This is a genomic window from Nocardia sp. NPDC058640, from assembly GCF_042716995.1.
GTDB lineage: Bacteria > Actinomycetota > Actinomycetes > Mycobacteriales > Mycobacteriaceae > Nocardia.
Map to the genome: position 1 here is coordinate 30,465 of NZ_JBHXRG010000030.1, position 26,420 is coordinate 56,884.

The following is a 26,420-nucleotide window of genomic DNA, read 5'->3' on the forward strand; positions in this document are numbered from 1 at the left end:
GGCGACGCTCCGGGGCCTGTACACGCGCTCAGCAATCACTCGGGCCGAGTCGCCCTTCCGATCACAGGAGGTCTGCGATGAGATTCGCCCTCAGTACCGAACAGCTCGACTTCGCCGCCGAGCTGCGCAAGATCCTCGACGCCGGTCAGGTGCCTGCCGCGGCGCGCGCCTGGGCCGAGGGTGATCCCGCCAAGGGGCAGGCGCTGCTGCGACAGGTCGCCGACATGGGCGTGTTCGGCTTGATCGTCGACGAGAGGTACGACGGTGCGGATGCGACCACCGTGGACCTCGTCGTCGCGTTGATCGAACTCGGGCGCGGCGCAGTGCCGGGTCCGGTGATCGAGTCGGCTGCGGTGATTCCCGCACTACTGCAACGACTTCCCTCTTCCGACGCAGCCCAGCGATGGCTTCCGGCAATCGCCAGCGGTGAAGCCCTCGGCACCATCACCTTCGACACGCACCGCGGCATCGCTCTCGACGCCGACATCGCCACGCCGGTGCTCGTCGCCGATGTCGGCCGATTGGCAAACGGCGGTGCAGCGACCGGACTGGTCAGCTCTATCGACCCCGCTCGCAGGCTGTTTCGCCTCACAGCCGACGAGTTGGTCGCCGATGGGCCCGAGGTCGAGGCCGCCATCGATTACGCCTTCGATACAGGCGTACTAGCCTGCGCCGCAAAGCTTCTCGGTGCCGGCCGCTCGATTCTCGAACAGACCACCACCTATGCCAAGCAGCGCAAGCAATTCGGACGCGCCATCGGTGAATTCCAAGCCGTCAAACAGCAGCTCGCCGACGTGCGAATCGCCCTGGACCTGGCCGAACCACTGCTGTACCGCGCGGCCCTCACCCTGGACTCCGCCGACCGGTCCCGCGACGTCTCAGCGGCACTGGTGGCATGCGGCGACGCAGCCCACCGCGCCGCCCGCGCCGGCCTGCAGGTGCACGGCGCCATCGGCTACACCGCCGAATTCGACCTGTCACTGTGGCTGACCAGGGTCGCGGCCCTGCGCACCGCCTGGGGCACGGCCGACTTCCACCGCGGCCGGATCGCGACAGCGCTTCGCGAGCACGCCCCTGCCAACGCAGCTCACCAACGCCCCGCGTAACCGCACCACTGCGTCCAACAAGGAAACCCATGTCATCGAATGAACTGCTCGAATTCCGGACTTCTGTGCGGGCCCTGTTGGACAAGCACGCCACCTCGGCGGCGCTGCGGTCGGCGATGGACACCGAGCTCGGGTACGACCCGAAGTTGTGGCGGATGCTGTGCGAACAGGTCGGGGTCGCCGCACTCGCCATTCCGGAGCAGTGGGGTGGTGCGGGAGCTGGGTTGGTCGAATCCCTTTTGGTGGTAGGCGAATTGGGCCGTGTGGTGGCGAGCGTGCCGATGCTCGGGTCGGCCGTGCTCGGGGTGCAGGCGGTGCTGTTGTCGGGTGACGAGCAGGCGTACGCGCGCCTGCTGCCGGACCTCGCGGACGGCTCGCGGACCGCGGCGCTGTGCTGGGCCGATGCCAACGGATGGGACACGCCCGGCGTCACGGCCACGAACGAAACTCTCACCGGGACCGCGCATTACGTGCTCCACGGCGCGCAAGCCGACCTGCTCCTGATCCTGACCGACGACGGCCTCTTCGAAACCACGCCGACCTCCCCCGGCGTCACCATCACCCCAACCCCCTCCCTCGACCCCACCCGCCAACTCGCCACCATCAACTTCACCAACACCCCCGCCACCCGAATCGGCCCCGCACACGCACAGCCGAACGGCGCAGGCGACCTCACCGCCACCGGCAACCACACAACTGCAGAAACCAGCGACCTCGCAAACGCGCAGACCACCGACAACCTCGCAAACGCGCAGTCCACCGGCGCCTCACACTCCACCGCAGCCAACAACCCAGCCACCCTCCGCCAGCGATTGCGCGAAATCGCTTGGGCCGCACTCGCCGCCGAACAAGTGGGCGCAGCCCGACACTGCCTCGAGATGACCGTCGAATACACCGCCTCCCGCGTCCAATTCGGCCGCCCCATCGGCAGCTTCCAAGCACTCAAACACCGCATGGCCGACATGTACGTACTGGTCGAGTCCGCGGAATCAGCGGCACTGGCCGCAGCCCAAGCCGTCGCCGAGAACAGCCCGTCCGCCGCGGAGGACGTGTGGGTCGCCCGCACCCATTGCACCGAGGCGTTCTCCCAGGTCGCCGCCGAAACCATCCAACTGCACGGCGGCATCGCCATCACCTGGGAGCACGACGCCCACCTGTACTTCAAACGCGCCCACGCCACCGCCGAACTCTTCGGAACGCCCCGCCGCCCAGCCACCGTCGCCTAGCCCCCTAGGGCGCAGGCTGTCACTCCGCCGCCGACCGGTCCACGTCTAGGTCGAACCCGGCGTAATCGACCACTTCGTCGAGTTTCAGTCCGAATTTCGTCTGAAAGCGGCCGAAGTGGTCGATTACGCCGGGTCGTTCGGATGTCGAAGTCGCAGACGTCGCCCCGGAGTAGCGTCGAAACCATGACCGACGACCGACGCGGGCGCGTCAAGGTGGAAACCGGGCAGAAGCGGGTGCGGGCCTACCTGCGCGGGAGGCTGGTGGCCGACACGGTGCGCCCCCTGCTCGTCTGGGAAGTCCCCTACTACCCCACCTACTACGTGCCGCTCACCGACGTGCACGCCGACCTGGACCCGAACGGAATCACCGAGCACTCCCCCAGCCGCGGCGACGCGACCGGCTACGACGTCGCGGTAGACGGTCTACGCGTGGAAGGTGCGGCGCTGCGCTACCTCGACTCACCACTGTCAGAACTGAAAGATGCTGTGCGACTGGATATCGCCGCGTTCGATTGGTTCGAAGAAGACGAACAGATCTTCGTCCACCCCCGCGACCCGTACTCGCGTGTGGACATCCTCGGCAGCTCCCGGCATGTGCGGGTGGAGATCGACGGCGTCACCGTCGCGGACTCACACTCGCCGCGCATCCTGTTCGAAACCGGTTTGCCCGCAAGGTATTACCTGCCGCTCACCGATGTACGCATGGACCTGCTGACCCCGTCGGACACGCACACCAGCTGCCCGTACAAGGGCACCGCCGACTACTGGAACGTCCAGGTCGGCGACACCGAGCACCCCGACGTCGTGTGGATCTATCGCACGCCGCTGCCGGAAAGTCAGAAGGTCGCGGGCCTGGCGTGCTTCTACAACGAGAAGGTCGACATCTACCTCGACGGGGTGCTGCAGGATCGCCCGCACACGCCGTTCGGCTGATTATCGACCACCGTCTTCGATGTCGAGCAGACCTTCGTCGACCGCCCACTTGATCGACTTCTCCAGTGACGGACAGGATTCCGGACGGCCGGGCCGCGCGCCGTGCTCGGTCAGCTGTGCGAAAACGGGGCAGTGCGCGTCGGGCCGTTCGGTCCACTGCACCGAGGTCTGGTGCGCGCTGGCCTTGCGCACCAGCACCTGCGCCGAGCACGCCTGACACCGCAGCGGCGTCAAACCCGCGTCGAGGTAATGCTGTTTGTCGACCACCGTCTGCGCCCGCACCGCCGCCTGTCGCACGGGTTGGTCCGCGAAATCAGGCGCCTTGGCCCAGGCCGGAGCGAGCCGCGACGGATCGCCGGACCTTTGCGGCTCGCTCGACCTCGGGCTCATCTCACACGCCCGCTTCTTCGGCTTCGGCCTTGCGACGCAGGTTCTCCGCCACCTCGGCCTCCCACGCCTGATTGGCCTTGGTCGTATCGACCTCGAATTCGAAGCGCTGGGTCATCTTCTCGGTGACGTCGGCGACGTCGACGTAGAACTGCTCGTACCAGCGTCGCAGCTGGTAGACCGGGCCGTCCTCCTCGCACAGCAGCGGGTTCTCGACCTTGGACTTGTGCTTCCAGATCTCCACGTCCTGCAGGAAACCGTCGCCGAAGAACTTGGCCATGGTCTGCGCCAGCTTCTGCGCGGCCTCGTCGGGCAGGCCCTTGGGCTTCTCGACGGACAGGCCCCACTGCAGCACGAACGAATCCTGGCTGACCGGGTAGTGGCAGTTGATCAGCTGGACCTTGATCTCGTACCCGCTGTAGATGTTGACCAGCGGGTTGATCATGTACGACGGCCCGAAGTACGACGCCTCGGATTTCAGCAGCGTCTCACCGCCGTGCTTGGCCGCCATGCCGATGTCGGGCCTCCCCTTGGTCTCCAGGAACTGGGTCGCCACATGGCCTTCGAAGACGTTCTTGAAGTACGTCGGGAAGGCGTAGTGGATGTAGAAGAAGTGCGCCATGTCCACGACGTTGTCGATGATCTCGCGGCAGTTGGCGCCCTCGATCTTCAACGAATCCCACGTCCAGTCGGTCCAACCGCTGTCATGGGTTTCGCTGGGGTTGCCGTGTTCGTCGGTGTACGGGCCCTCGATATGCGGGATCGTCACCTCGTCGGGGGGCTGGTTGCCCTCGTGGTCGTGCCAGATGAACAGCTGACCATTGCGTTCCAGCGTGGTCCATTTCCTGGTGCGGGCCAGCGGCGGAACACGGCGCGCGTACGGAATCGCGGTGCACTTACCGCTCGCGCCCCAGCGCCAATCATGGAACGGGCAGGCGATGTCGTCGCCCTTCACCGTGCCCATGCTCAGGTCGCCGCCCATGTGCCTGCAGTAGGCGTCGAGCACGCGGATCTCGTCGGTGGTGTCGGTCCACACCACGAGCTTGGTCCCGAAGATCTCGATCGCGTGCGGCTTCCCGTCGCGGAAGGTCGACGCCAGACCGACACAGTGCCAGCCCCGCGCGAACCGCGTCGGCGGTGCGCCGACATCGAGTTCCCTCACCTTGCCTGCCATATCGAACCCTCCTCGTTCACTAGAACACGTTACAAAACGGAGCCGCTTCACGCTAGTTATCCAGCGAAGTTCTCCATTGACCCCTGTTATATCCGAGGTAGGCCGATCTTCTCGACAGAAACGAGAACCTGTTCTAATCTCAGAGGCGAATAGAACCGGTTGTCGATCCGACAAGGCAGGAGCGGGCTCCCACATGACGCAAGAAGTAATCGAACGGGTCGAGGCACTGCTGCCGACCCTGCGTGAACGCGCGCAGGAGGCCGAAGACCTGCGCCGCATCCCCGACGAGACCATGAAAGCGCTGCAAGACACCGGATTCTTCCGGCTGCTGCAGCCCAAGCAGTGGGGCGGGCACGCGGCCGACCCGGTGATCTTCTACGACACCGTGCGCAAGATCGCCAGCGCCTGCGGGTCCACCGGTTGGGTGGCCGGCATCATCGGCGTGCACAACTGGCACCTGGCGCTGTTCGACCAGCAGGCTCAGGAAGACGTGTGGGGCTCCGACACCGATGTGCGCATCTCGTCGTCGTACGCGCCCATGGGTGCGGGTCAGGCGGTCGAGGGCGGCTACATCGTGCGCGGATCTTGGGCCTGGTCCTCGGGTTCGGATCACGCCACCTGGGCTGTTCTGGGCGGTCCGGTGATCAAGAACGGGAAGCCGGTCGACTTCGGCAGCTTCCTGATTCCGCGTTCGGACTACCGCGTCGACGACGTGTGGAACGTGGTCGGGCTGCGCGGCACCGGGTCCAATACCGTTGTGGTGGAAGACGTTTTCGTGCCCGCACATCGTTTCTTGAGCTTCCGCGCGATGAGCGAGGGGCGTTCGCCCGGCCTGGCCCAGAATCCTGACACTGTGTACAAGATGCCCTGGGGGACAATCCATCCCACCACCATCTCGGCACCGATCGTCGGAATGGGCTACGGCGCTTACGAAGCGCATGTCGAGCATCAGGGCAAGCGGGTTCGCGCGGCTTACGCGGGCGAGAACGCCAAGGACGATCCGTTCGCGAAAGTGCGTGTGGCGGAGGCATCTTCGGATATCGATGCGGCGTGGCGTCAGCTGTCGGGCAATGTGGCCGACGAGTACGCGCTGCTGCTCGCGGGCGAGGAAGTGCCGTTCGACCTGCGGGTTCGCGCCCGTCGCGATCAGGTGCGGGCGACCGGACGGGTGATCGCTTCGATCGACAAGCTCTTCGAGTCCTCCGGCGCGACCGCGCTTGCCAATGGCACTCCGTTGCAGCGTTTTTGGCGTGACGCGCACGCCGGGCGAGTGCACGCGGCCAACGATCCCGAGCGCGCCTACGTCATGTACGGCACGCACGAGTTCGGGCTGCCCGTCACCGACGCCATGGTGTAGCCGATGAACCTCACTCCATGCTCGGCGCAGGTGGTGCAGCCGATGACCGCTGAACGCTTCGCTCAGGTCACCGCAGAAGGGCGCAGCCGATGACCGCGACCGCTGAACTCACGTACGAATCGACGTCACGCTTCGCGCAGGTGACTCCCGATCTGAAGCTGCACTATCACGAAGCGGGCGTCGGCAGCGGCCCCACGATCGTGCTGCTGCACGGCGGCGGGCCCGGCGCGTCGGCGTGGTCGAACTTCGCCCGCAATATCCCGGTGCTGGCGCAACATTTCCACGTGATCGCGCCCGACCAGCCCGGATATGGCAAGTCCGACAAGCCGATTGATCACCCGCAGTACTTCGTGCACAGCTCCAACGCCCTGCTCGCACTGCTGGACCACCTCGACATCACCGACCGCGTGCACCTGCTGGGCAACTCGCTCGGCGGCGGCGCGTCGGTGCGCTTCGCGCTCGACAACCCCACGCGCGCAGGCAAACTCGTGCTGATGGGTCCGGGCGGGCTGAGCACCAACCTGTTCGCGCCCGACCCGACCGAGGGCGTGCGACTGCTGTCGCGCTTCACCTACGAACCCACCAGGGACAACCTGGAGAAGTTCCTGCGGATCATGGTGTTCGACCAGTCGCTGGTCACCGACGAGCTGATCGACGAGCGGTTCGCGCTGGCCAACACCCCCGAGTCGCTGGCCGCGATGAAGGCGATGGGCAAGTCCTTCGCCGGCGCGGATTTCGAGAAGGGCATGCTCTGGCGTGACGCGTACAAGCTGCGTCAACCGGTGCTGCTGATCTGGGGTCGCGAAGATCGGGTGAACCCACTCGACGGTGCGCTCGTGGCTACCAAGGTGATCCCACGCGTCCAGCTGCACGTGTTCGGCGGCTGCGGACACTGGGCTCAGCTGGAGAAGTTCGACGAATTCAACCGTCTCACAGTCGATTTCCTCGGGGAGAAGTGATGAGCATTCGTGCCCTGGGCTACATGCGCATCGAGGCCACCGACATGGCGGCCTGGCGCGAGTACGGCCTCAAGGTGCTGGGCATGATGGAGGGCACCGGGCTCGATCCCGACGCGCTCTACCTGCGCATGGACGATTTCGCCGCGCGCCTGGTGATCGTGCCCGGCCAGCAGGACCGCCTACTGGTCTCGGGCTGGGAAGTCACCGACGCCCGCGGCCTGCAGCAGCTGCGCGAGACCTTGGCCAAGGCCGGGGTCGCCTTCACCGAAGGCACCAAAGATGAGCTCGGCGAGCGCCGCGTCGAAGGCATGATCCGGTTCCAGGACCCGTCCGGGAACACTCTCGAGGCGTTCTACGGCGCGCAGTATCTGGGCCGCCGTTTCGTGAGCCCCTACGGCCACAAGTTCGTGACCGCCGAGCAGGGCCTTGGCCACGTGGTGCTGACCTGCACCGACGATGCCGCGGCCCAGGCGTTCTACCAGGACGTCCTCGGCTTCCGACTGCGCGACTCCATGCGGCTACCCCCGCAGATGGTCGGCCGCCCGGCCGACGGCGACCCCGCCTGGCTGCGGTTCTACGGCTGCAACCCGCGCCACCACGCGCTGGCGTTCCTGCCGCTGCCCAACCCGACCGGCATCGTGCACCTCATGGTCGAAGTGGAGAACTCCGACGACGTCGGCCTGTGCCTGGACCGCGCCAACCGCAAGAAGGTGAAGATGTCGGCCACGCTCGGCCGGCACATCAACGACAAGATGCTGTCGTTCTACATGAAGACTCCCGGCGGCTTCGACATCGAATTCGGTTGCGAGGGTTTGGAAGTCGACGACCACGACTGGATCGCCCGCGAATCGACCGCGGTCAGCCTGTGGGGTCACGACTTCACCGTCGGATTTCGGCAGCAATAGCAATGGCGGCGAGGGATATGACAATCGACGGCAGACAATTTCGCACGGTACTCGGGCAGTTCTGCACGGGCATCACCGTGATCACCGCGCTGGACCCCGACGGTGAGCCCATCGGCTTCGCCTGCCAATCCTTCGCCGCCCTCTCGCTCGATCCGCCGTTGGTGCTGTTCTGCCCCACCAAAGGCTCACGCTCCTGGGCGGCAATCGAGGCCGCGGGCAAGTTCTGCGTCAACGTCCTGTCCGAAGAACAACAACCGGTCTGCGCCCGCTTCGGCTCCCGCGAACCCGACAAGTTCGCCGGAGTCGCTTGGCACACATCGGAATTGGGCGTCCCGGTACTGGCCAACTCCCTGGCCACCATCGAATGCACAGTCGACTCGGTAGTAGACGGCGGCGACCACCACATCGTCATCGGCCGCGTCCAAGCCCTCTCCGAATCCGACCCCACCGCAGGCCGCCCCCTCCTGTTCTACCGAGGCCAATACACAGGCATAGAACCAGACAAAACCACCCCCGCCCCCTGGCGAGCCGACCTGGACCACTTCCTCACCACCACCAGCCTCGACACCTGGTTGTGAGCCCCCGAGCCTGATCAAGATCACCACGCTGTGGTGGCGGGGAGCTCTCGACCGATGCCGCCACCACAGCGTGGTGATCAGGTGTTCAACAGGACGCCCCTGGCGGCCAGGGCGTGGTGGACTCGGTCAAGGAGGATGTGGGGGCGGCGGTAGAGGAGGTTCGCGCCTACTCGGATGATCTGCCAGCCGTAGTCGGCCAGGATTGCCGAGCGGTCGATGTCTTTCGTGCGTTGGGTGGGATCGGTCCAATGCTGGGCGCCGTCGTATTCGATGCCGACGCGCCATTCCGGCCAGCCCATGTCCAGGCGGGCGAAGAACCCGCCGTCACTGTGTCGAACCACGATCTGAGTGGTCGGCGCGGGCAAGCCGCTTCGGACGATCAGCAGTCTGGTCAATGATTCCGGCGGTGACTCCGCGCCCGTGTCGACCAACGGCATGACCTGGCGGACCTGTGCGCAACCGCGTTCACCGGGGTGCTCGGCCGCGAAGCCGAGAACATCCCGTGGCGTGAGCCCCGTTGTCCGACACAACGCGTCGAGCGCCGGCACCGCGCGTTGCAAGGGTAGGTGTCGGGCCAGATCGAAGGCTGTCCGCTTCGGGGTAGTCACCGGGAAGTCTTCGACGAAGCACTGTTCATGCTCGGCAATTCGCGCCTGCCGACAGCTGATCCAGTCCGGCGGCCGACGGTAGGTCGGCACCGCGATCTCGGCGGGCAGCTCGTCATCGATCCACTTGCTCCCCAACATCGCGGCAGCAGAAAGCCCGACAAGCACACCTGACCCTTTGGTCCAATGCACCGCGGCCATGGCTCGCCCCACCGCGTCGAGCCGAACCCCCCGCGCGACATAAACATCGTGCGCGACCCGCTCGAAGTCGTGCCGCAATTGCCACCGCGTCACCACCCCCGCCCCCACCGCCCACGACCCGACAAACGCCCCGTCATATACCCCCATACCCAGCCATAATGCCCCTCCCCACCGACAACAACCCCCCGCCCCCCGCTGGTCAATTGATCACCACGCCGTGGTGGCGGGAGGCTCTCGACCGATGCCGCCACCACAGCGTGGTGAACAGCGGTCCAGTTAGTGGGTGGGGCGCCAGGGGATTCGGCCGGCGCCGTCGCCGGTGGGGGTTCTGTGTTCGGACCAGTCCCAGAGGGGTTGGAGGGATTCGGCTAGGAGGGTGCCTTCGGTGGTTAGTTCGTAGGCGCCGCGGGGGGCGTTTTTGTGGATCAGGGCGGCGGATTGGAGTTGTTGGAGGCGGTCGGAGAGCATGCTCGATGAGCAGTTGCCCATGCGGCGGCGCAGGTCTAGGAAGCCGAGGGGGCCGGGTTCTAGTTCCCAGATCACGCGCAGCATCCAGCGTTGGCCGAGTAGGTCTATCGCGGCCAGGATTTTCGGGGAGGGCTCGTCGCCGGTTGCGCTTCTCATTCAGAAGCACGATAGTTGCTTCTGAATCAGAAGCATTGTGGGTGCTCGGGAGGAGATCGACGGTGGAATCGGTGGCGCGGCAGGATCGGCGAATTGTGCTGGTGACGGGGGCTTCCCGGGGGATCGGGGCGGAGGTTGCGGCGCAGTTCGGGGACGCGGGGGCGCATGTTGTCGTGAACTATCGGGAGAAGCACAAGCGGGCCCAGGATGTGGCCGACGGGATTGTGGCGGCGGGTGGGAGCGCGTCGGTGTTGGGTGCCGACGTGTCGGATCCCGAGGCCGTCGAGTCGATGGTCGAGGCGATCGGGCGACTGGATGTGTTGGTGCTCAATGCTTCTGGTGGACTCGAGCGGGACGCGGATGCGGGATACGCGCTGCGGCTCAATCGCGATGCGCAGGTGAATCTGGCGACGTCGATGCTGCCGCTCATGCCGGTAGGCGGGCGGATCGTGTTCGTCACCAGCCATCAGGCGCACTTCTTCCGCGACAAGGGTGACGTGCCGCAGGGTTATGCGCCGATCGCGGCGAGTAAGCGCGCGGGCGAGGACGCACTGCGGGAGTTGGCGCCCGAATTCCATGCGCGCGGTGTCGGTTTCACGGTGGTGTCGGGGGACATGATCGACGGCACGATCATCGTCCGCCTGCTCGAACGGCGTGACCCGAGCAGTGTCGAGTCACGCCGTGAAGCCGGTCCGTTGCCCACCGTGGAGGAGTTCGCGCGCGTGATCGTACGGGCGGCAACGGTGGACGCGGCCCCCGGACAGACGTTCTATGTCGGTGGCGACGACTATCTCGCGGTGACCGACGCTTCGCGTTGAAGTTCCAAAGCGATGTCGATGAGTTGGTCTTCCTGGCCGCCGACGAGTTTGCGTTGGCCTGCTCGGACCAGCATTTCCGCTGCTGAGACGCCGTAACGTTCGGCTTGGCGTTCGGCGTGCTTGAGGAAGCTGGAGTACACGCCCGCGTAGCCCATCATCAGGGATTGGCGGTCGAGCAGGCATTCCTGGGGCATGGCCGGGCGGACCACGTCTTCGGCGGCGTCGGCGATGGCGAAGAAGTCGACGCCGGTTTTGATGCCGAGTTTGTCGGAGACCCCGACGAAGGCTTCGACGGGGGTGTTGCCCGCACCCGCACCGAAACGGCGTGTGCTGCCATCGATTTGGGTGGCGCCTGCTCGGACCGCGTAGACGGAGTTGGCGACGGCCAGGCCCAGGTTCTCGTGGCCGTGGAAACCCACCTGGGCGTCGGAGCCGAGTTCGGCTACCACCGCGGCGACGCGGTCGGAAACCTGTTCCAGGACAAGGGCTCCGGCGGAGTCCACGATGTAGACGCACTGGCAGCCCGCGTCCGCCATGATGCGCGCCTGCTTGGCGAGGAATTCCGGCTGCTGAGTGTGCGACATCATCAGGAAGCCAACGGTTTCCAGGCCGAGATCGCGGGCGTAGCCGAAGTGCTGGATGGAGACGTCGGCTTCGGTGCAGTGGGTGGCGATGCGGCAGATGGCGGCGCCGTTGTCCTGGGAGATCTTGATGTCTTCTTTGACACCGACGCCGGGGAGCATGAGGAACGCGATCTTGGCATTGCGCGCGGTCTCGGCCGCGATCGTGATCAGTTCCTGCTCAGGTGTTTTCGAGAACCCGTAGTTGAACGAGGAACCGCCGAGGCCGTCGCCGTGGGTGACTTCGATGACCGGCACGCCCGCGCCGTCGAGGGCGGCGACGATGTCGCGGACTTCGGTGGTGGTGAACTGGTGGCGTTTGTGGTGGGAGCCGTCACGCAGCGAGGTGTCGGTGATCCGGATGTCGAGTTCTGTTGAATAGACCATGATTTCACAAGCTCCTTTACACCCGGGCCGAGAGGATCTGACCGGCGATGACTTCGCCGACCTTGGTCGCGGCGGCGGTCATGATGTCGAGGTTGCCCGCGTACGGGGGCAGGAAATCGCCCGCACCTTCGACCTCGACGAACACCGACACCTTCGCCATGCCGCCGGAAACCACTGAGGGCGGGTCGAATTGGGGTTCGTTGAGCAGTCGGTAACCGGGCACGTACTGCTGGATGTCGGCGACCATCTGGTGGATGGAGGCGGTGATCGCGTCGTGGTCGGCGTCTTCGGGAATAGCGCAGAAGATGGTGTCGCGCATGATCATCGGCGGTTCCGCGGGGTTCAAGATGATGATCGCCTTGCCGCGCTGCGCACCGCCGATGGTTTCCACGCCGCGGCTGGTGGTCTTGGTGAACTCGTCGATATTCGCGCGGGTGCCCGGCCCTGCCGAGACCGAAGACACCGACGCGACGATCTCGGCATACGCGACCGGCACGACGCGGGAGACCGCGGCCACGATCGGGATCGTGGCCTGTCCGCCGCAGGTGATCATGTTGACGTTCGGTGCGTCCAGCAGCGAGGCCAGGTTCACCGGCGGCACGACCGCAGGACCGACCGCCGCGGGCGTGAGATCCACTGCGCGGATACCGAGTTCGGCATAACGCGGTGCGGAGGCGCGGTGCACGTAGGCCGAGGTGGCCTCGAACACCATGTCCGGCTTCACATCCTGCGACAGCAGCCAGTCCACACCCTCGGCGGAGGTTTCCAACCCGAGCCCGCGCGCCCGCTTCAACCCCTCGCTGTCGGGGTCGATGCCGATCATCCAGCGCGGCTCGATCGACTCCGACCGCATCAGTTTGTACAGCAGGTCGGTACTGATATTGCCGGATCCGACGATCGCGGCGGTGACGTTCCCGTTGGACACGGTTGGCCTCCTAGGGGCGGCCGGCGTTGGCCGGCGAGAGGAACGGATCGGGTGAAAGAAGCACGGAGCCAACCGAATCGCGGTCCACGTCCGTGCGCGGTGGGCTAGGCGAAGTCGAGGCGGACGGAACCGAGTCCGGTGAACTCGGCGAGGAAGGCGTCACCCGGTCGGGCGTCGATGGCGCGAGTGCAGGAGCCGGGCAACACGATGTCACCGGCTTTGAGCCGCACGCCGAAACCGGCGACTTTGCGGGCGAGCCAGGCGACCGCGATCAACGGGTCACCGAGCACCGCGTCGCTGCGGCCTTCGGCGACGACTTCACCGTTGCGGGTGAGCACGGCGTCGATGGCGGTGATGTCGATGTCGCCCGGGGCAATCCGCTGCTTACCGAGCACCCAACCGGCCGAGGACGCGTTGTCGGAGATGGTGTCGGCCAGGCCGATCTTCCAGTCGGTGATGCGCGAGTCGATGAGCTCGATCGCGGGCGCGTAGGCGACCGTCGCGGCGAGAACATCGGCCTCGGTGCAGTCTTCGCCCGGCAGGTCCTCGCCGAGCACGAACCCGACCTCGACCTCCACGCGGGGCAGCAGGAAGCGCGAGGTGTCGACGGGGATGTCCTCGAAAACCTCCATGTCGGCGAGCAGATGACCGTAGTCGGGCTCGTCGACGCCCATCATCTGCTGCATGGCCAGCGACGACAGCCCCACCTTGTGCCCGACGACCTTCGCGCCGGACCGTAGTCGGCGCTGGATGTTGAGCAGCTGGATCTCGTAGGCATCGACCACGTCGATCCCCGGATACCGCTCGACCAGCGGGCCGACGGCCACACGGTCGGTTTCGGCGCGAGCCAGTTCATCGGCGAGCTCGGAACGCAGCGCGTCGGACAGCACGCGGACCTCCTAGGGAAATATCTGCCGATCTGCGTCGGCTGGACATCAAAACTGTAACGGGTTGCCGACACGAATATCAGCCCTTCGTCCAGACAACATAGCGCAAAACGGCGCACTTTCTGTAACGTGTTCTACATGAGTGATCGGGAATATGATGTCGTGGTCGTCGGCAGCGGCGCGGCGGGAATGACCGCCGCCCTCGCCGCGGCCCACAAGGGGCTGAGCGTGGTGGTGCTGGAGAAGGCCGCGCACTACGGCGGGTCGACGGCGCGTTCGGGCGGCGGCGTCTGGATTCCGGGCAACAAGGCGCTGCGGGCGTCGGGCCGTCCCGACGACCGCGAGGACGCGCGCACCTACCTGCACAGCATCATCGGCGACGTGGTGCCCGCCGAGAAGATCGACACCTACCTCGATCGCGGCGCCGAGGCATTCGACTTCGTCCTCGATCACAGCCCGCTCGAAATGAACTGGGTGCCAGGCTATTCCGACTACTATCCCGAAGCGCCGGGCGGTCGCGGCACCGGAAGGTCCTGCGAACCAAAGCCTTTCAACGCGAAAGTGCTCGGCGCGGAACTGGTGAACCTCGAACCGCCCTATGCGAAGGCGCCGCTCAATGTGGTGGTGACGCAGGCAGACTTCGTGCGGCTCAACCTGATTCGTCGTCATCCCAAGGGAATGATGCGAGCACTGCGAGTCGGCGCGCGCACCTACTGGGCCAAGGCCACCGGCAAGCACCTGCTCGGCATGGGTCAGGCCATCATCGCCGCGATGCGCAAGGGGCTGCTCGACGCGGGCGTGCCGGTGCTGCTCAACACCGCGCTCACCGACCTGGTGGTCACCGACGGGCGAGTCACCGGAGTCGAGGCGATCAGCGACGGCAAGCCGGTGACTTTCGCCGCGCGCTACGGAGTTGTATTGGGTAGCGGCGGTTTTGAACACAACGCCGATATGCGCGCCAAGTACCAGCGTCAGCCGATCGGCACGGAATGGACCACCGGCGCGGCGGCCAACACCGGTGACGGCATCACCGCGGGCATGGCAGCGGGTGCGACGGTCGGGTTCATGGAGGACGCCTGGTGGGGTCCGACGATTTTCAAGGGCGGCAAGCCGTGGTTCGCGCTGGCCGAGCGCAACCTGCCCGGCACCATCATGGTCAACGACCGGGGCGAGCGGTTCGGCAACGAGTCCGCACCCTACGTCGAGGCGGTGCACACGATGTACGGCGGCGAATACGGTCAGGGCGCGGGCCCCGGCGAGAACATCCCCGCCTGGCTGGTGTTCGACCAGCGCTACCGCAACCGCTACATCTTCGCGGGTCTGCAACCGGGACAACGCTTTCCGTCGCGCTGGCTGGAGAACGACTACATCGTCAAGGCCGACACCATCGAGGAGTTGGCCAACCGCATCGGCGTCCCCGCGGAGAACCTGACCACCACGGTCGAGCGTTTCAACGGCTTCGCCGCCACCGGCAAGGACGAGGACTTCGGCCGCGGCAACAGCCACTACGACCGCTACTACGGAGACCCCACCGTCAAGCCGAACCCGTGCCTGGCCGAACTGCAGCAGGGCCCGTTCTACGCGGCGAAAATGGTGCCCGGCGACCTCGGCACCAAGGGCGGCCTGGTCACCGACACCGCCGCACGCGTTCTCCGCGAAGACAATTCGATCATCGAAGGCCTGTACGCCGCAGGCAACACCAGCTCACCGGTAATGGGCCACACCTACGCAGGCCCCGGCGCCACCATCGGCCCCGCGATCACCTTCGCCTACTTGGCTGTTCTGGACATCGCGACAAAGAAGTCAGCGCAGGCGAGTGCGTGAGAATCGCCGCCACCCACCTTGCGGTGCCCGACATCGCGACAAAGAAGTTGGGGGGCGTGTGACCATCACCGTCGCCCACCTCGCGGTGCCGGACATCGAGAAGTCGCCGGAGGCGAGCACGTGAGCATCAGCCCGACCGTCACCCTCACCTATCTCGCGGTTCTCGACGTCACCACAGACGCGAGCGCCCCACTTCCGGCTCCGCCTCAGACGCGGCGCCCATCCGCACAGGAGTCGATCCATGCCCATTGATCCACAGGTCGCGCTCGGCGCCGAACTTCCCGGCCGCGAATTCAGTTGGACGCCGTCCGACGTGCAGCTCTACCACCTCGGGCTCGGCGCCGGAGCCGCGTCCACCGACCCCGGTGAGCTGCGGTATCTCCACGACCGCACCCCCCAGGTCCTGCCGACTTTCGCCACGGTCGCCCCGACCCTCGGCGAAACCGAGGCCCCCAAGGTCAGCTTCCCCGGCATCGATATCGACCTGGCGAACGTGGTGCACGGCCATCAGGAAGTAATCGTCCACAAGCCGATCCCCGCCAGCGGCAAAGCATCCAGCACCGGCCGGATCACCGAACTCTGGGACAAGGGCTCGGCGGCGGTCATCGTCCAGGAGCTCACGGTCGTCGGTTCCGACGGCGAGCCGCTGTGGACGGCGCGCTCGTCGATCTTCGCGCGCGGTGAGGGCGGTTTCGGCGGCGAGCGCGGCCCCAGCACCAAAACGCAACTCCCCGACCGCGCACCCGACGCCGAGCTCATCACCCCCACCCTGCCCCAACAAGCCCTGCTGTACCGCCTGTGCGGCGACCGCAACCCCCTACACTCCGACCCCGAATTCGCCAAGGCCGCAGGCTTTCCCGCCCCGATCCTGCACGGCCTGTGCACCTACGGAATCGTCGCCAAAGCCCTGACCGACGCATTACTCGCCGGCGACACCACCCGCGTCGCCGGGTTCCGCGCCAAGTTCGCCGGCGTCCTGTACCCCGGCGAAACCCTGCGCACCAAGGTGTGGCGCGAGGGCAACGACCTCATCGCGACCGTCACCGTGGTCGAACGCGACCACGCCCCCGTCCTCACCGACGTCACGCTACGCATCGCCTGATCTGGACCATTGATCACCACGCTGTGGTGCGAGCATCGGCCGAGTGGCCTCCGCAACCACAGCGTGGTGATCACATGTCCAGCTGGGTGGCCCCTAGTCGGCGGGGATTTGTTCGATGGTGGGGCCCTTGGTGGAGAGGCCGCTGACCAGGAGGGCGTAGATGGCGACTATGAGGATGGGGGCGGCTAGGGGGGCCCAGATGAGTTCTATGGGGACCAGGGCGGCGGTGGCGGCGGCGATGGTGAACAGGACTGCGCCGCCTACTGAGGGGATGGTGGTGGGGACTACGCCTTCGGGGGCGTGCAGGACGGCGGCGTTGAGGAGGTAGGTGGTTGCTACCAGACCTGTTGCGGCTGCGGCTATTACGCCTACGTCGGACAGGGCCAGGGCGGCGATGGTGGCCAGGACCGCGGCTACCGAGGCGGGGCGCCACCACCAGCTGGCGATGACGAAAGCCAGTGCTGCCAGGCCTGCGATCGGGTTGATCAGGGCTACGGCGGCTACCAGGAGCAGGCCCGCGAGTAGGGCCAGGAATCTTGTCATCGGCGGACCCGTACTGCTCGGCGGTGTTCGGGGAGCAGGCGCATGGCCTGGTCGAGGCGGGTGCCTTCGGGCCAGGCGATGATGTCGACGCCGACGGTGCCCATGTCGCGGTACATCGAGGCGCGTTCCAGTTGCCACATCTTGGCCATGGTCGGGTCCAGGCCCTCTTCGAAGGGGGTGCCGCGCAGGACGTCGACCGCGACGACCACGTGGCCGCGTTTGCGCAGGTCGATCAGGGAAAGCGCGAACTGGGTGTCTAGCAGGGTGGAGAAGGCGACCACGATCGCGCCGATGGGGACGGCGGCGTGGGGGGCCAGGGTGCCGGTGGTTTCGACGTGTTCGTCGCCTACGCCCAGGACCGTGTCGACGATGCGGTAGAACTGGCGGCGGCCGATGTCGGGGCGTAGCCAGCGGGGGGATTCGCCGAGGCAGACCACCGCGGTGCGGTCGCCGGATTGCAGGGTGGACTGGACCACCTGGGCGGCGCCGCGCACCGACAGTTCCAACGAGGCGCTGGCGGGGCCGGGCGCCTGCAGGGAGGTGTCGACCATGACGACCACGTCGGCGGATCGGTTGGTGAACCGTTGGGTGACGTAGAGCCTGCCGCGGCGGGCGCTGACCGGCCAGTTCACAGTGCGCAGTTGGTCGCCGGGGGCGTAGGCGCGGATGTCGGCGTATTCGACGCCGGGGCCGTGTCGGCGGGTGAGGTGGGTGCCGATGCGGTCGGGAAGTTCGGTGCGCGGCAAGCGCATTCGTTGCGGGTCGGCGATGGGGTACACGTAGAGCTTGGCCGCGGGGAGTTCCGCGGTGGCGACCGCGAGACCCGCGGGGCTGAGCGCGGAGACCTTGACCTGCACCGGATAACGTCCCCAGCGGGTGGCCGACAGGCTGAGCTCCATGCCCGCGGGCGCGCCGCCGGAATCGTGGGCTTCGTCGACCGCGAGTTCCAGGCCGTCCATCGGCACGGCCGTCATGCGCAGCAGGGCGTGGCCGCTTTCGACGAAAGCCGCTGCGTTGCAACTGATCTGCTCGTTCTCGAAACAGCGCACGGTGCCGCTGCCGTCGACCTGGATTCGGGTCGGGGCCTGCTGCCACGGCGCGGTGGCGAGCACGCCGAGCATGGGGGCGGCGAACACCACCAGCTGCCACTGCCCCAACAGCACCGCGACGACCAGGGCCGTCGCGGCGCAACCGGCCAGGATGAACACCAGCGGGGCGGGTCGCCACCGCAGGTCTACCTCGACCGTTCTCGATTCGTCCCGATGTTTCATGTGCTCGTGGCGCGAGGTACCGGTAGCCGGCGCAGCAGTTCGGTGATGACGTCCTCACCGCGGATGCGGCGCACCCACATCTCGGGACGCAACGTGATGCGGTGCGCCATCGCCGCTACCGCAAGGGCTTTCACGTCTTCGGGGATCACGTAGTCGCGGCCCAGCAGCAGTGCCCTGGCCCGTGACATCTGGACCAGGTCGAGTTCGGCACGCGGGCTGGCGCCGACCTCTACCTGCGGGTGGCTGCGGGTGGCCGAGGCCAGCGCGACGACGTAGCTGACCACGTCGGGGTGCACGGTCACGAATTCGACCGACTGCCGCATTTCCATCAAGCCCTGCGCGTCGACCACCTGGCCGACTTGCGGTGCGGTGGAACCACGTTCGAGCCTGCGCCGGATCATCTGCGTCTCGTCGGCCTCGGACAGGTAGCCCAGACGCAGCTGGATGGCGAAGCGGTCGAGTTGGGCCTCGGGCAGCGGGTAGGTGCCCTCGTACTCGATCGGGTTGTCGGTGGCCAAAACCACGAAAGGCTGTGGGAGCAGGAAGGTTTCGCCGTCGATGCTCACCTGGCCCTCGGCCATCGCCTCGAGCAGGGCCGCCTGGGTCTTGGGTGGCGTGCGGTTGATCTCGTCGGCCAGCAGCACGTTGGTGAACACGGGGCCGCGGCGGAAGTTGAAACGGCCCGACGCCATGTCGTAGATCGTGGAACCGAGCAGGTCGGCGGGCAACAGGTCGGGCGTGAACTGCACGCGGGTGAAATCGAGTCCGAGCGCGGCCGCGAAAGACCTTGCTATCAGTGTCTTTCCGAGGCCCGGCAGGTCCTCGATGAGTACGTGTCCTCCAGCCAGCACAGCGATCATGATGAGTTGCATCTCATCTCGCTTGCCGACCACGACTCGGCCCAGCTCACGCAGGACGGCGTCGGAGCGCTGGACGGTCACGTTCAACGGCATGGTCATCGGTGGCCTCTAACCCCTCACATCGTCTGCAAACGGCGCAGGATCTCGTCCAGCGCCTCTCTACCCGGTGCGCGACCGGTTTGATCGCGCAGTGCGGAGTTCGCGGGGTCGACCCAACGCCACAGTTCGGGACCGAACTGCAGCTGACCGGCTACCTCGGTAGCCCGCCGATTCTTGGAAACCCGTAAGCCAGTGGACAATTCGAACTCCTTGGCCAACAGGGGCCGCAGGTGTCGGTCCCAGTCGGCGCGGGTGCCGTCGGCGCGCGCGGTGAGCATCTCAGCACGCGCGTGCCAGCGACCCAGCATCTCCGCCGGTCCGTTGTCGATGTATTCGGTGAGCGGTTCCTCGCGGATCACGCGGTGGCGCAGCGACCAGACCAGCATCGCCAGCGCCACGGCCACCGGTAAGGCGACGGCCAGCAGTACCGAGTCGCGGTCCAGGCGCACCAGCGCCACCTCGATCACGGCGACCGCGAGCACGGCCGTGACAATCACTGAAGTCCTGCTCATGCCGTCACCAGCCTGCGCTGCAGATCCGTGAGCACGATGCGCAGCAGTTGCTCCGCGCGCATGCGCTGCCATTCCAGCATCGAGTGCGGGCTGAACCGCGCCTCCTCGAACAACGCGACCAGCTCACGAGCCGAAGCATCATGCAGCACACCGCTTTCGAACGCGCGCGCCAGCACTTCCATCGGGGTGTCCGAGGCCAGCGGGCGGGCGACGCGGTCGCTGGACAGGCCGCGTTCCATGGCCACATAGCAGGCGATGATGGCGGTGCGCGGGTCCTGACCGGGGGCGCTCATCGCGGCCAGGCCCATTTCGGCGGCGCGCGTGAGGGTGTCCACGTGATCAGCGGTCGGTGCGTCTTCGACCGGTGCGGCGGCGGTCGGTGCGCGACGTGCGGCCACCGCGACCACGACCAGGCCGACCAGGGCGACCGCGATCAGCGCGATGGCCAGCACGGCCGCGATCAGCAGGGCGGTGCCCGCGAGTTCGGTGGGGCCGGTGGTGGGGTCGGGTGCGGGGCCGACCGGGGTGGGGACCGGGTCGGAGCCCTCGGTCACGGTCTCGACGGCGGTGCGCTGCGAACGGGCGCCGGGCAGCAGGAACAGGGCGGTGACGCCGCCCGCGAAGATCAGCGCGACCGACGCGACCGCGATCGGCACCAGGATGGCCAGCCTGCGCCATTGGATGCGCGGCAGGGATTCGCGTTCGGCTTCGGGCATGGCCAGCGGGAGACGGTGTTGGCTGGCGATCACGCCCGCGACCAGGATGACGATCGACACCAGCAGCAACACCGGCATCACGGCGACCAGCAGCGGAGACGGGACGCCGGTCGAAGACGGGTCGGCGCCGGGAAGTGTGCCCTGCAACGCGATCGTCGCGCCCACGACCAGTGCGATCACGACCATCGCCCGCGTTATGGGCTGATTCACCCCGATCACAGCTGTACCACCAAACCCCAGAGACTGCACCAAACAGCCACATAGTTACATGCCGGGCAGTCCGCTCGTAAGGAAATCGATACTTTTGGAATCCCTCACTATCGATTGTCCCCCTGGGAGCAAGGGCTTGTTACGCAGGGCGAACAGTCGCCGCGCCGGTTAATGGCAACTCACCGAGGCGGCTGGCGGTGCGTGCGAGGTCGGGAATCGCCGGGACGCCCGCGGTCAGTTCCGGTGCGGGTTCTGGGGCGTAGATGGTGAGTGCGAGGTCGGCGTCGTAGAGGACGTCGATGAGGTTCACCAGGCGCATGGACCAGTCGGGTGGGACTTCGCGCAGCGGGGGGACGTTGCGCAGGGTCCAGTGGTGGTAGCGCTGGGTGAGGTGGAGGTAGTCGGCGGCGCTGGTGGCGACGGCGCAGAGGTGGTGGAAGTCGACGGTGATCGTCGGGCCGGCGGTGTGGGCGCGGATGGTTCTGCCGTTGCCCAGGTCGACGGGGTCTGCTTTTGCGGGGTGATCTGCGGTGGTGAGCACGTAACGGCCCGCCAGAAAGCCGGTGTCGCGGACGGGGGTGCGCGTGCGGTAGTCCACCGGGCCATCCAGGGTGACGACTTCGAGGTTCGCCAGGATCTGGGCGATGGTCGGCAGGAAGTGATCGTGGAACAGCGGGTTGGGCAGCAGGTCCTGCGGGCGGTAGTTCGAGGTGACCACCAGCGTGCGGCGGCCGGCGAAGAAGGTGTCGAGCAGGCGGGCGATGAGCATGGCGTCGCCGATATCGGTGACGTGGAACTCGTCGAAACAGACCAGCTCGGCGTCACCGAGCAGATCGTCGATGGCACGTTCGATGGAGCCGAGAGTGTGGGTTGCCGTGTGCAGGGCCGCGAAGAAGGAGTGAAAGTGGAAGCGGCGCTTACGTTTTGTCGCGGCGTCGGCGAAGAACCGATCCATCACCATGGTCTTGCCCCGACCCGGCCTCCCGTGCAGGTAGATGCCGGATCGCCGCGTGCGGGAGTGGCCGATGCGTGTCGCCCACCCGCGACGATGCCCGTGCTCGAACAGCTGCGCGAGGGCGTTCGCGGCCGCTGTTTGCGCGGTGTCGAACACGACGACGTCGGGTCTCATCCGAACCTCCTAGACCCCTGACAGCTTTGCCGACGCACCCGCCCCGAGCCCAGACCCGCACGCGTGCAACGCATCACACGTCTATCACTGCTGCCAGCCGAATTCGCTGTAGGGCCGAGGTGAGTCCAGGGCCGCGATGCCGAGAGCCGAGTACTCGATCAGCTCGTCCGGCAGCCTCGACAGCGGAAACCATTGCAGCTCATAGCATTTATCCGGCTCACAGTTGATCGGTTCGCCGGTCCATCGGTCGGCACGGAAGAACAGGCCGAGCCGGGCGTCATGGTGAGGGGCTGTGACGTGTGCGACGTGGATCAGGCGTAGGGCTGTGGGGGTGATGTCGATGCCGACTTCTTCGGCGGCTTCTCGGGCGGCTGCGGCTGTCGCGGACTCGCCGATCTCCAGTTTTCCCGAGGGGAGGTGCCAGTGGTTGTCGAACTCGTCGGTGCTGCGGCGCAGGCTCAGGAGGATGGTGTTGTCGCGCAGCAGGAGGAGGTGGACGTCGACGGGGTGGTGTGGGGGCACTGGTCGAGGGTACGAGGGCGCCGGATCCGTGGGGGATCCGGCGCCGGGGGGTTAGAGGGAGCGGCGGAAGGGGCCGGTTACTTCGTAGGTGATGCCGCCGGTGTCGGTGTTGGTGGGGCCGGTTTGGGAGGAGAAGTACATGCGGGTGCCGGTGGGGTTGAAGGCGACGCCTGCCAGTTCCGAGTCGTCTTGGCCTACCACCTTGACGAAGGGGGCGACCACGTCGTCGGGGGTGATCACGCAGATCTCCATGTCGCCACCGTCCTCGGCGACGAACAGGTCACCCACGTGCGGGTCGCCGGTGATGTTGTCCACGCCGGTGAGGGGTGCGTTGCCCGCGGTGTCGTTGTCGTAGACGGTGGCGAGCTGGTTGGTCGCGGCGTTGTAGGCCCAGACCTTGTCGTCGCCCTTGGTGGTGAAGTAGCAGATGTTGTTGCGGTAGTAGGCGCCTTCGCCACCGTTGAACAGGTACATGTTCTTGACCTGTTTGCGGCAGTCCTTGCCCTTGGGCTTCACCGCGGCCCAGGTCAGCTCGGTGGTCAGCACCTCGAGCTTGCCCGCGGACAGGTTGCCCCAGGTGGTGGGGGTGTAGCGGTAGAAGCCGCCGTCCGACTCGTCCTCGGTGAGGTAGACGACCTTGCGGTCGGGGTCGAACGCGGCCGCTTCGTGGTTGAACACGCCCATCGCCTCGTGGCTCACCGCGGGCTTCACGCCCCACGGGTCGGTCTCCCAGCACAGGCCCTTCGGGTGCTCTTCACACGAGATCCAGGTGTTCCACGGCGAGGCGCCGCCCGCGCAGTTGTCGGTGGTGCCCGACAGGATCGGGTACGCGCCGGTGACGTTGCCCGCGCCGTCGAACTTGAGCGCGCTCACCCCGCCCGCGCCCTTGCCCAGTTCCGCGTTGGACACGTAGATCCAGCCGGCGCCGTCGGCGAAGCAGGCGCCACCGTCGGGCGCGCCGTGCCACACGTGCTTGGTCCCGGCGACCACCTGGGCCGACCGCGCGACGATCCGGCTGGTGAAGCCCTTCGGCAGCATCAGTCCGTTGGCGTCGGCCGCCTGCAGGGGTCCGTACGGGCTGGGCCCGGCCTGCGCCGGGTAGGCCAGCGCTTCGCGTCCGAGCGTGAAGGTCAGCGCCACCGAACCGGCACCGACCACAGCCGCCTTCATGAATCCTCTTCGCTGCACAGCGTTTTCCTTCCCTCGACCCGCCTGTCATCGACAGGCAGTTCGACGGAGGCTAGGGGCCGCGGGGAACCATGCGATGACGGGCAGGCAGCCGTGCGTAGAACACGGACTACGCGGTGAGGACCAAACCCGATGTGGGAACGCCGGTTCCGGCGGTGACGAGGATGCGTTCCAGTTCGTCGACCTGGTTGACCGAGGTGCCGCGGATCTGGCGGACGGCTTCGGCGATGCCGTTCATGCCGTGGATGTAGGCCTCACCCAGTTGACCGCCGTGGGTGTTCAGCGGGAGGCGGCCGCCCAGTTCGATCGCGCCGTCGGCGATGAAGTTCTTGGCTTCGCCGCGGGGGCAGAAGCCCAGTTCCTCGAGCTGCATGAGGACGAAGGGGGTGAAGTGGTCGTACAGGATGGCGGCTTGCATGTCGGCGGCGGTGAGGCCGCTGTGGGACCAGAGTTGGTTGCCTACCAGGCCCATTTCGGGCAGGCCGGTCATGGCGTCGCGGTAGTAGCTGGTCATCACGTATTGGTCGGTGGCGCTGCCCTGGGCGGCGGCGGCGATGATCGCGGGGCGTTGCGGGAGGTCGCGGGCGCGTTCGGCGCTGGTGACGACGATAGCTACGCCGCCGTCGGATTCTTGGCAGCAGTCCAGCAGGTGCAGTGGTTCGGCGATCCAGCGTGAATCCTGGTGCTGCTCAAGGGTTATCGGCTTGTTGTAGAAGAAGGCGTTGGGGTTGACGGCGGCGTGTTTGCGGTCGGCTACTGCCACCGCGCCGAAATCCTTGCTGGTGGCGCCGGTGACGTGCATGTAGCGGCGGGCGACCATGGCTACCTGGGCGGCGGGGGTGCCCAGACCCTGGGGGTAGGCCCAGCCTGCGTCGATGCCGGACGAGGTGGGGGCGGCGGCCAGGGCCGGGGAGAATTGGCCGAAGCGGGCGCCGGAGCGTTCGTTGAAGGCGCGGTAGGCGACTACTACGTCGGCTACGCCGGTCGCTACTGCCATGGCGGCTTGTTGAACGGTTGCGCAGGCTGCGCCGCCGCCATATCCGATGTGGCTGAAGAACTTCAGGCTCGGGATGCCTACTGCTCTGGCGACCGCGGCCTGGGTGTTGGTGTCCATGGTGAAGGTGGTGAGGCCGTCGACATCGTCGGGCGTGAGGCCCGCATCTGCGAGGGCGGCGGTGACTGCTTCTGCGGCCAAACGCAATTCGCTGCGGCCGGAGTCCTTGGAGAAGTCGGTGGCGCCGATGCCGACGATGGCGGCGCGGCCGGAAAGGCCGGTGGGGGTGCTCATTTCGGCTCCGAATCAGGGATCTCGATGATCGCGGTGGCGGTGATGTGTTCGCCGAGGCTGTCTTTGCCGTGTATGTCGATGGTGATCTGAGTGCCCTCGATCTCGGTGACCGCGCCGTTCAGGGTCAGGGTGTCGCCTGCGTACAGGGGGACACCCAGGCGCAGGGCGATGCGCTTGATCAGGGCGCGGGGGCCTGCCCAGTCGGTGACGTAGCGCTGGACCAGGCCGGTGTCGGTGAGGATGTTGACGAAGATGTCGGTCGAGCCGCGTTCGATGGCTTTGTCGCGGTCGTGGTGGACGTCTTGGAAGTCCCTGGTGGCTATAGCCGTACTGATCACGAAGGTGGGGTCGGCGTGAATTGCCAACTCCGGCAGGGTGGTTCCCACCGTGAGGGTGGTGAGTTCGACGGTGGGGGTCACAGTGGCGTCCTTTCCGGACGAGCAGGGCTGGTCGACGATGCGGTGCTGCCGCGCGGTACGCAGCGATCGGCGGTCACGACACGGCCTGCCAATACGGCAATACTGTTCCGTCGGCGAGTTTTTCGAAGGCGACACGGACCGGCTGGTCGATGGCGACGGCGGCGGGGTCGAGGCCGCGTAGTTCGCCGAGCATTCGGACGCCTTCGTCCAGTTCGACGAGGGCGACTACGAAGGGGAGGGCGCGGCCGGGGACCTTGGGGGCGTGGTGCACGACGAAGCTGAAGACGGTGCCGGTGCCTGCTGCCACGAGGTAGTCGGTGGTTTCGGCTTTGTCCTGCCACAGGGCGGGGATCGGCGGGTGGCGTAGCGATCCGTCGGGGAGACGTTGGATGCGTAGTTCACCGATTGCTGTTCCAGCCCAGAAGAATTCGGTATCGCGTGAGATCACCGGGCCGACTCGATCGGCTGCCGCGACCTCAGGGACGAACGAAGCGGACGAACTACGCTCAGGCGTTGCGGCCGTGCCAGGCGCGAACTTCAGGATGCGGAACAGCATTTCGGTGACGACCTCGTCGCCGACCGACCAGGTGGTGACGAAAGTCAGGAACCACCCGTCGCCGAGACCAGTTCGCTTGGGGCCCTTGAACTCCGAGAGGTAACTGGTAACTGTCACCTCCTCCCCCGGCACGAGGTACCGGTGGTAAGTCTGTTCACAGTTCGTACCGACGACAGACGTGTATCCGGCCGCATCGAGCAGTTCGGTGGCCTGACCGAGTGGGTCGTCAGCCGCCCGAACCCCGTTGAGCCCCAACATCGTCCACACCTGCGCCATAGCAGGCGGGGCAACAATGCCGGGATGACCGGCAGCCCGCGCCGCCTCGGCATCGACATAGATCGGGTTGGTGTCACCCAACGCCTCGACCCAGTTGTTGATCATCGGCTGGTTCACCGGGTCGCGACCGGCTCGCGGTGCGGACTCCCCCGCCGCCGACAACTTCGTCAACAACGTTGGAATGTCCTCGGGCGTAATGGTTTCCGGCACGCG

28 protein-coding genes are annotated in these 26,420 nt (G+C 66.6%); 10 read left to right on the forward strand and 18 right to left on the reverse strand.

What is annotated here, in order from left to right; translation table 11 throughout:
• Positions 1-77: 77 nt before the first annotated feature.
• The 3 genes from ACFWU5_RS24150 to ACFWU5_RS24160 all read left to right on the forward strand — a co-directional run bounded on the left by ACFWU5_RS24150 (position 78) and on the right by ACFWU5_RS24160 (position 3,265).
• Positions 78-1,106 (forward strand): acyl-CoA dehydrogenase family protein, encoded by a 1,029-nt coding sequence (locus tag ACFWU5_RS24150; RefSeq protein ID WP_379269028.1) that lies wholly within the window; start codon positions 78-80, stop codon positions 1,104-1,106.
• Positions 1,107-1,135: 29 nt separating this feature from the next.
• Positions 1,136-2,332 (forward strand): acyl-CoA dehydrogenase family protein, encoded by a 1,197-nt coding sequence (locus tag ACFWU5_RS24155; RefSeq protein WP_379269030.1) that lies wholly within the window; start codon positions 1,136-1,138, stop codon positions 2,330-2,332.
• Positions 2,333-2,515: 183 nt separating this feature from the next.
• On the forward strand, positions 2,516-3,265 hold the full coding sequence (locus tag ACFWU5_RS24160; RefSeq protein ID WP_379269032.1) for a DUF427 domain-containing protein: 750 nt from the start codon (positions 2,516-2,518) through the stop codon (positions 3,263-3,265).
• On the opposite strand, the gene ACFWU5_RS24165 is transcribed toward ACFWU5_RS24160, so the two are convergent.
• A complete protein-coding gene (locus ACFWU5_RS24165; RefSeq protein WP_379269033.1) occupies positions 3,266-3,655 on the reverse strand; it encodes a hypothetical protein in 390 nt (129 codons plus the stop codon). It abuts the gene before it with no gap.
• A gap of 1 nt (position 3,656) precedes the next feature.
• Entirely contained in the window at positions 3,657-4,826 is a 1,170-nt protein-coding gene (locus ACFWU5_RS24170; protein WP_379269035.1) for a Rieske 2Fe-2S domain-containing protein, read from the reverse strand.
• 193 nt (positions 4,827-5,019) lie between these two features.
• Between ACFWU5_RS24170 and hsaA the strand changes: the two genes are divergently transcribed.
• From hsaA to hsaB, 4 genes are all read left to right on the forward strand, one after another.
• Positions 5,020-6,183 (forward strand): 3-hydroxy-9,10-secoandrosta-1,3,5(10)-triene-9,17-dione monooxygenase oxygenase subunit, encoded by a 1,164-nt coding sequence (gene hsaA / locus ACFWU5_RS24175; protein WP_379269037.1) that lies wholly within the window; start codon positions 5,020-5,022, stop codon positions 6,181-6,183.
• An 89-nt stretch (positions 6,184-6,272) separates the two neighbouring features.
• Positions 6,273-7,142 carry a 4,5:9,10-diseco-3-hydroxy-5,9,17-trioxoandrosta-1(10),2-diene-4-oate hydrolase gene (gene hsaD, locus ACFWU5_RS24180; protein WP_379269038.1) on the forward strand — a complete coding sequence of 290 codons (870 nt, stop codon included), beginning with the start codon at positions 6,273-6,275 and terminating at the stop codon, positions 7,140-7,142.
• Positions 7,139-8,047, forward strand: coding sequence for an iron-dependent extradiol dioxygenase HsaC (gene hsaC, locus ACFWU5_RS24185; RefSeq protein ID WP_379269040.1), 909 nt, complete (start codon positions 7,139-7,141; stop codon positions 8,045-8,047). The genes hsaD and hsaC overlap by 4 nt, the downstream gene beginning before the upstream one ends.
• Positions 8,048-8,064: 17 nt before the next feature.
• Positions 8,065-8,625 carry a 3-hydroxy-9,10-secoandrosta-1,3,5(10)-triene-9,17-dione monooxygenase reductase subunit gene (gene hsaB / locus ACFWU5_RS24190; RefSeq protein ID WP_379269042.1) on the forward strand — a complete coding sequence of 187 codons (561 nt, stop codon included), beginning with the start codon at positions 8,065-8,067 and terminating at the stop codon, positions 8,623-8,625.
• 77 nt (positions 8,626-8,702) lie between these two features.
• On the opposite strand, the gene ACFWU5_RS24195 is transcribed toward hsaB, so the two are convergent.
• On the reverse strand, positions 8,703-9,578 hold the full coding sequence (locus tag ACFWU5_RS24195; protein WP_379269043.1) for a hypothetical protein: 876 nt from the start codon (positions 9,576-9,578) through the stop codon (positions 8,703-8,705).
• A gap of 129 nt (positions 9,579-9,707) precedes the next feature.
• Complete coding sequence (locus ACFWU5_RS24200) at positions 9,708-10,055, reverse strand: winged helix-turn-helix transcriptional regulator (protein ID WP_379269045.1); 348 nt, start codon at positions 10,053-10,055, stop codon at positions 9,708-9,710.
• Positions 10,056-10,126: 71 nt separating this feature from the next.
• Here ACFWU5_RS24200 and ACFWU5_RS24205 point away from each other — a divergent pair, with 71 nt between their 5' ends.
• Positions 10,127-10,873 (forward strand): SDR family oxidoreductase, encoded by a 747-nt coding sequence (locus ACFWU5_RS24205; RefSeq protein WP_379269075.1) that lies wholly within the window; start codon positions 10,127-10,129, stop codon positions 10,871-10,873.
• Here ACFWU5_RS24205 and dmpG read toward each other — a convergent pair.
• From dmpG to ACFWU5_RS24220, 3 genes are all read right to left on the reverse strand, one after another.
• On the reverse strand, positions 10,843-11,880 hold the full coding sequence (dmpG, locus tag ACFWU5_RS24210; protein WP_379269046.1) for a 4-hydroxy-2-oxovalerate aldolase: 1,038 nt from the start codon (positions 11,878-11,880) through the stop codon (positions 10,843-10,845). The two genes, ACFWU5_RS24205 and dmpG, sit on opposite strands and share 31 nt — an antisense overlap.
• Before the next feature lie 16 nt (positions 11,881-11,896).
• Complete coding sequence (locus tag ACFWU5_RS24215; protein ID WP_379269048.1) at positions 11,897-12,805, reverse strand: acetaldehyde dehydrogenase (acetylating); 909 nt, start codon at positions 12,803-12,805, stop codon at positions 11,897-11,899.
• Positions 12,806-12,909: 104 nt separating this feature from the next.
• Positions 12,910-13,695, reverse strand: coding sequence for a 2-keto-4-pentenoate hydratase (locus ACFWU5_RS24220; protein ID WP_379269050.1), 786 nt, complete (start codon positions 13,693-13,695; stop codon positions 12,910-12,912).
• Between the two features lie 135 nt (positions 13,696-13,830).
• Here ACFWU5_RS24220 and kstD point away from each other — a divergent pair, with 135 nt between their 5' ends.
• Both kstD and ACFWU5_RS24230 read left to right on the forward strand, forming a co-directional pair.
• The gene (kstD, locus tag ACFWU5_RS24225) at positions 13,831-15,516 is read left to right on the forward strand and encodes a 3-oxosteroid 1-dehydrogenase (RefSeq protein ID WP_379269052.1); all 1,686 of its coding nucleotides are present in this window, start codon (positions 13,831-13,833) and stop codon (positions 15,514-15,516) included.
• A gap of 241 nt (positions 15,517-15,757) precedes the next feature.
• Positions 15,758-16,618: a MaoC/PaaZ C-terminal domain-containing protein gene (locus tag ACFWU5_RS24230; RefSeq protein WP_379269053.1), complete on the forward strand. Its 861-nt coding sequence runs from the start codon at positions 15,758-15,760 to the stop codon at positions 16,616-16,618.
• A gap of 93 nt (positions 16,619-16,711) precedes the next feature.
• On the opposite strand, the gene ACFWU5_RS24235 is transcribed toward ACFWU5_RS24230, so the two are convergent.
• The 11 genes from ACFWU5_RS24235 to ACFWU5_RS24285 all read right to left on the reverse strand — a co-directional run bounded on the left by ACFWU5_RS24235 (position 16,712) and on the right by ACFWU5_RS24285 (position 26,417).
• The gene (locus tag ACFWU5_RS24235; protein WP_379241110.1) at positions 16,712-17,161 is read right to left on the reverse strand and encodes a hypothetical protein; all 450 of its coding nucleotides are present in this window, start codon (positions 17,159-17,161) and stop codon (positions 16,712-16,714) included.
• Positions 17,158-18,432, reverse strand: coding sequence for a DUF58 domain-containing protein (locus ACFWU5_RS24240; RefSeq protein WP_379241109.1), 1,275 nt, complete (start codon positions 18,430-18,432; stop codon positions 17,158-17,160). Before ACFWU5_RS24240 ends, ACFWU5_RS24235 begins: the two co-directional genes overlap by 4 nt.
• Positions 18,429-19,391, reverse strand: coding sequence for an AAA family ATPase (locus tag ACFWU5_RS24245; RefSeq protein ID WP_379241108.1), 963 nt, complete (start codon positions 19,389-19,391; stop codon positions 18,429-18,431). The genes ACFWU5_RS24240 and ACFWU5_RS24245 overlap by 4 nt, the downstream gene beginning before the upstream one ends.
• A gap of 17 nt (positions 19,392-19,408) precedes the next feature.
• On the reverse strand, positions 19,409-19,903 hold the full coding sequence (locus ACFWU5_RS24250; RefSeq protein WP_379241107.1) for a hypothetical protein: 495 nt from the start codon (positions 19,901-19,903) through the stop codon (positions 19,409-19,411).
• Positions 19,900-20,805 (reverse strand): DUF4129 domain-containing protein, encoded by a 906-nt coding sequence (locus ACFWU5_RS24255; RefSeq protein WP_379269054.1) that lies wholly within the window; start codon positions 20,803-20,805, stop codon positions 19,900-19,902. Before ACFWU5_RS24255 ends, ACFWU5_RS24250 begins: the two co-directional genes overlap by 4 nt.
• Before the next feature lie 163 nt (positions 20,806-20,968).
• Positions 20,969-21,958: a cell division protein ZapE gene (gene zapE / locus ACFWU5_RS24260; protein ID WP_379269056.1), complete on the reverse strand. Its 990-nt coding sequence runs from the start codon at positions 21,956-21,958 to the stop codon at positions 20,969-20,971.
• A gap of 84 nt (positions 21,959-22,042) precedes the next feature.
• Positions 22,043-22,480: an NUDIX domain-containing protein gene (locus ACFWU5_RS24265; protein WP_379269058.1), complete on the reverse strand. Its 438-nt coding sequence runs from the start codon at positions 22,478-22,480 to the stop codon at positions 22,043-22,045.
• Positions 22,481-22,531: 51 nt separating this feature from the next.
• Positions 22,532-23,650, reverse strand: a complete 1,119-nt coding sequence (locus tag ACFWU5_RS24270) for an alkaline phosphatase PhoX (protein WP_379269059.1) — start codon at positions 23,648-23,650, stop codon at positions 22,532-22,534.
• A gap of 127 nt (positions 23,651-23,777) precedes the next feature.
• Entirely contained in the window at positions 23,778-24,956 is a 1,179-nt protein-coding gene (locus ACFWU5_RS24275) for a lipid-transfer protein (protein WP_379269061.1), read from the reverse strand.
• Positions 24,953-25,375, reverse strand: a complete 423-nt coding sequence (locus ACFWU5_RS24280; protein ID WP_379269063.1) for a MaoC family dehydratase — start codon at positions 25,373-25,375, stop codon at positions 24,953-24,955. Before ACFWU5_RS24280 ends, ACFWU5_RS24275 begins: the two co-directional genes overlap by 4 nt.
• Before the next feature lie 73 nt (positions 25,376-25,448).
• Entirely contained in the window at positions 25,449-26,417 is a 969-nt protein-coding gene (locus ACFWU5_RS24285; RefSeq protein WP_379269065.1) for a bifunctional MaoC family dehydratase N-terminal/OB-fold nucleic acid binding domain-containing protein, read from the reverse strand.
• Positions 26,418-26,420: the final 3 nt, after the last annotated feature.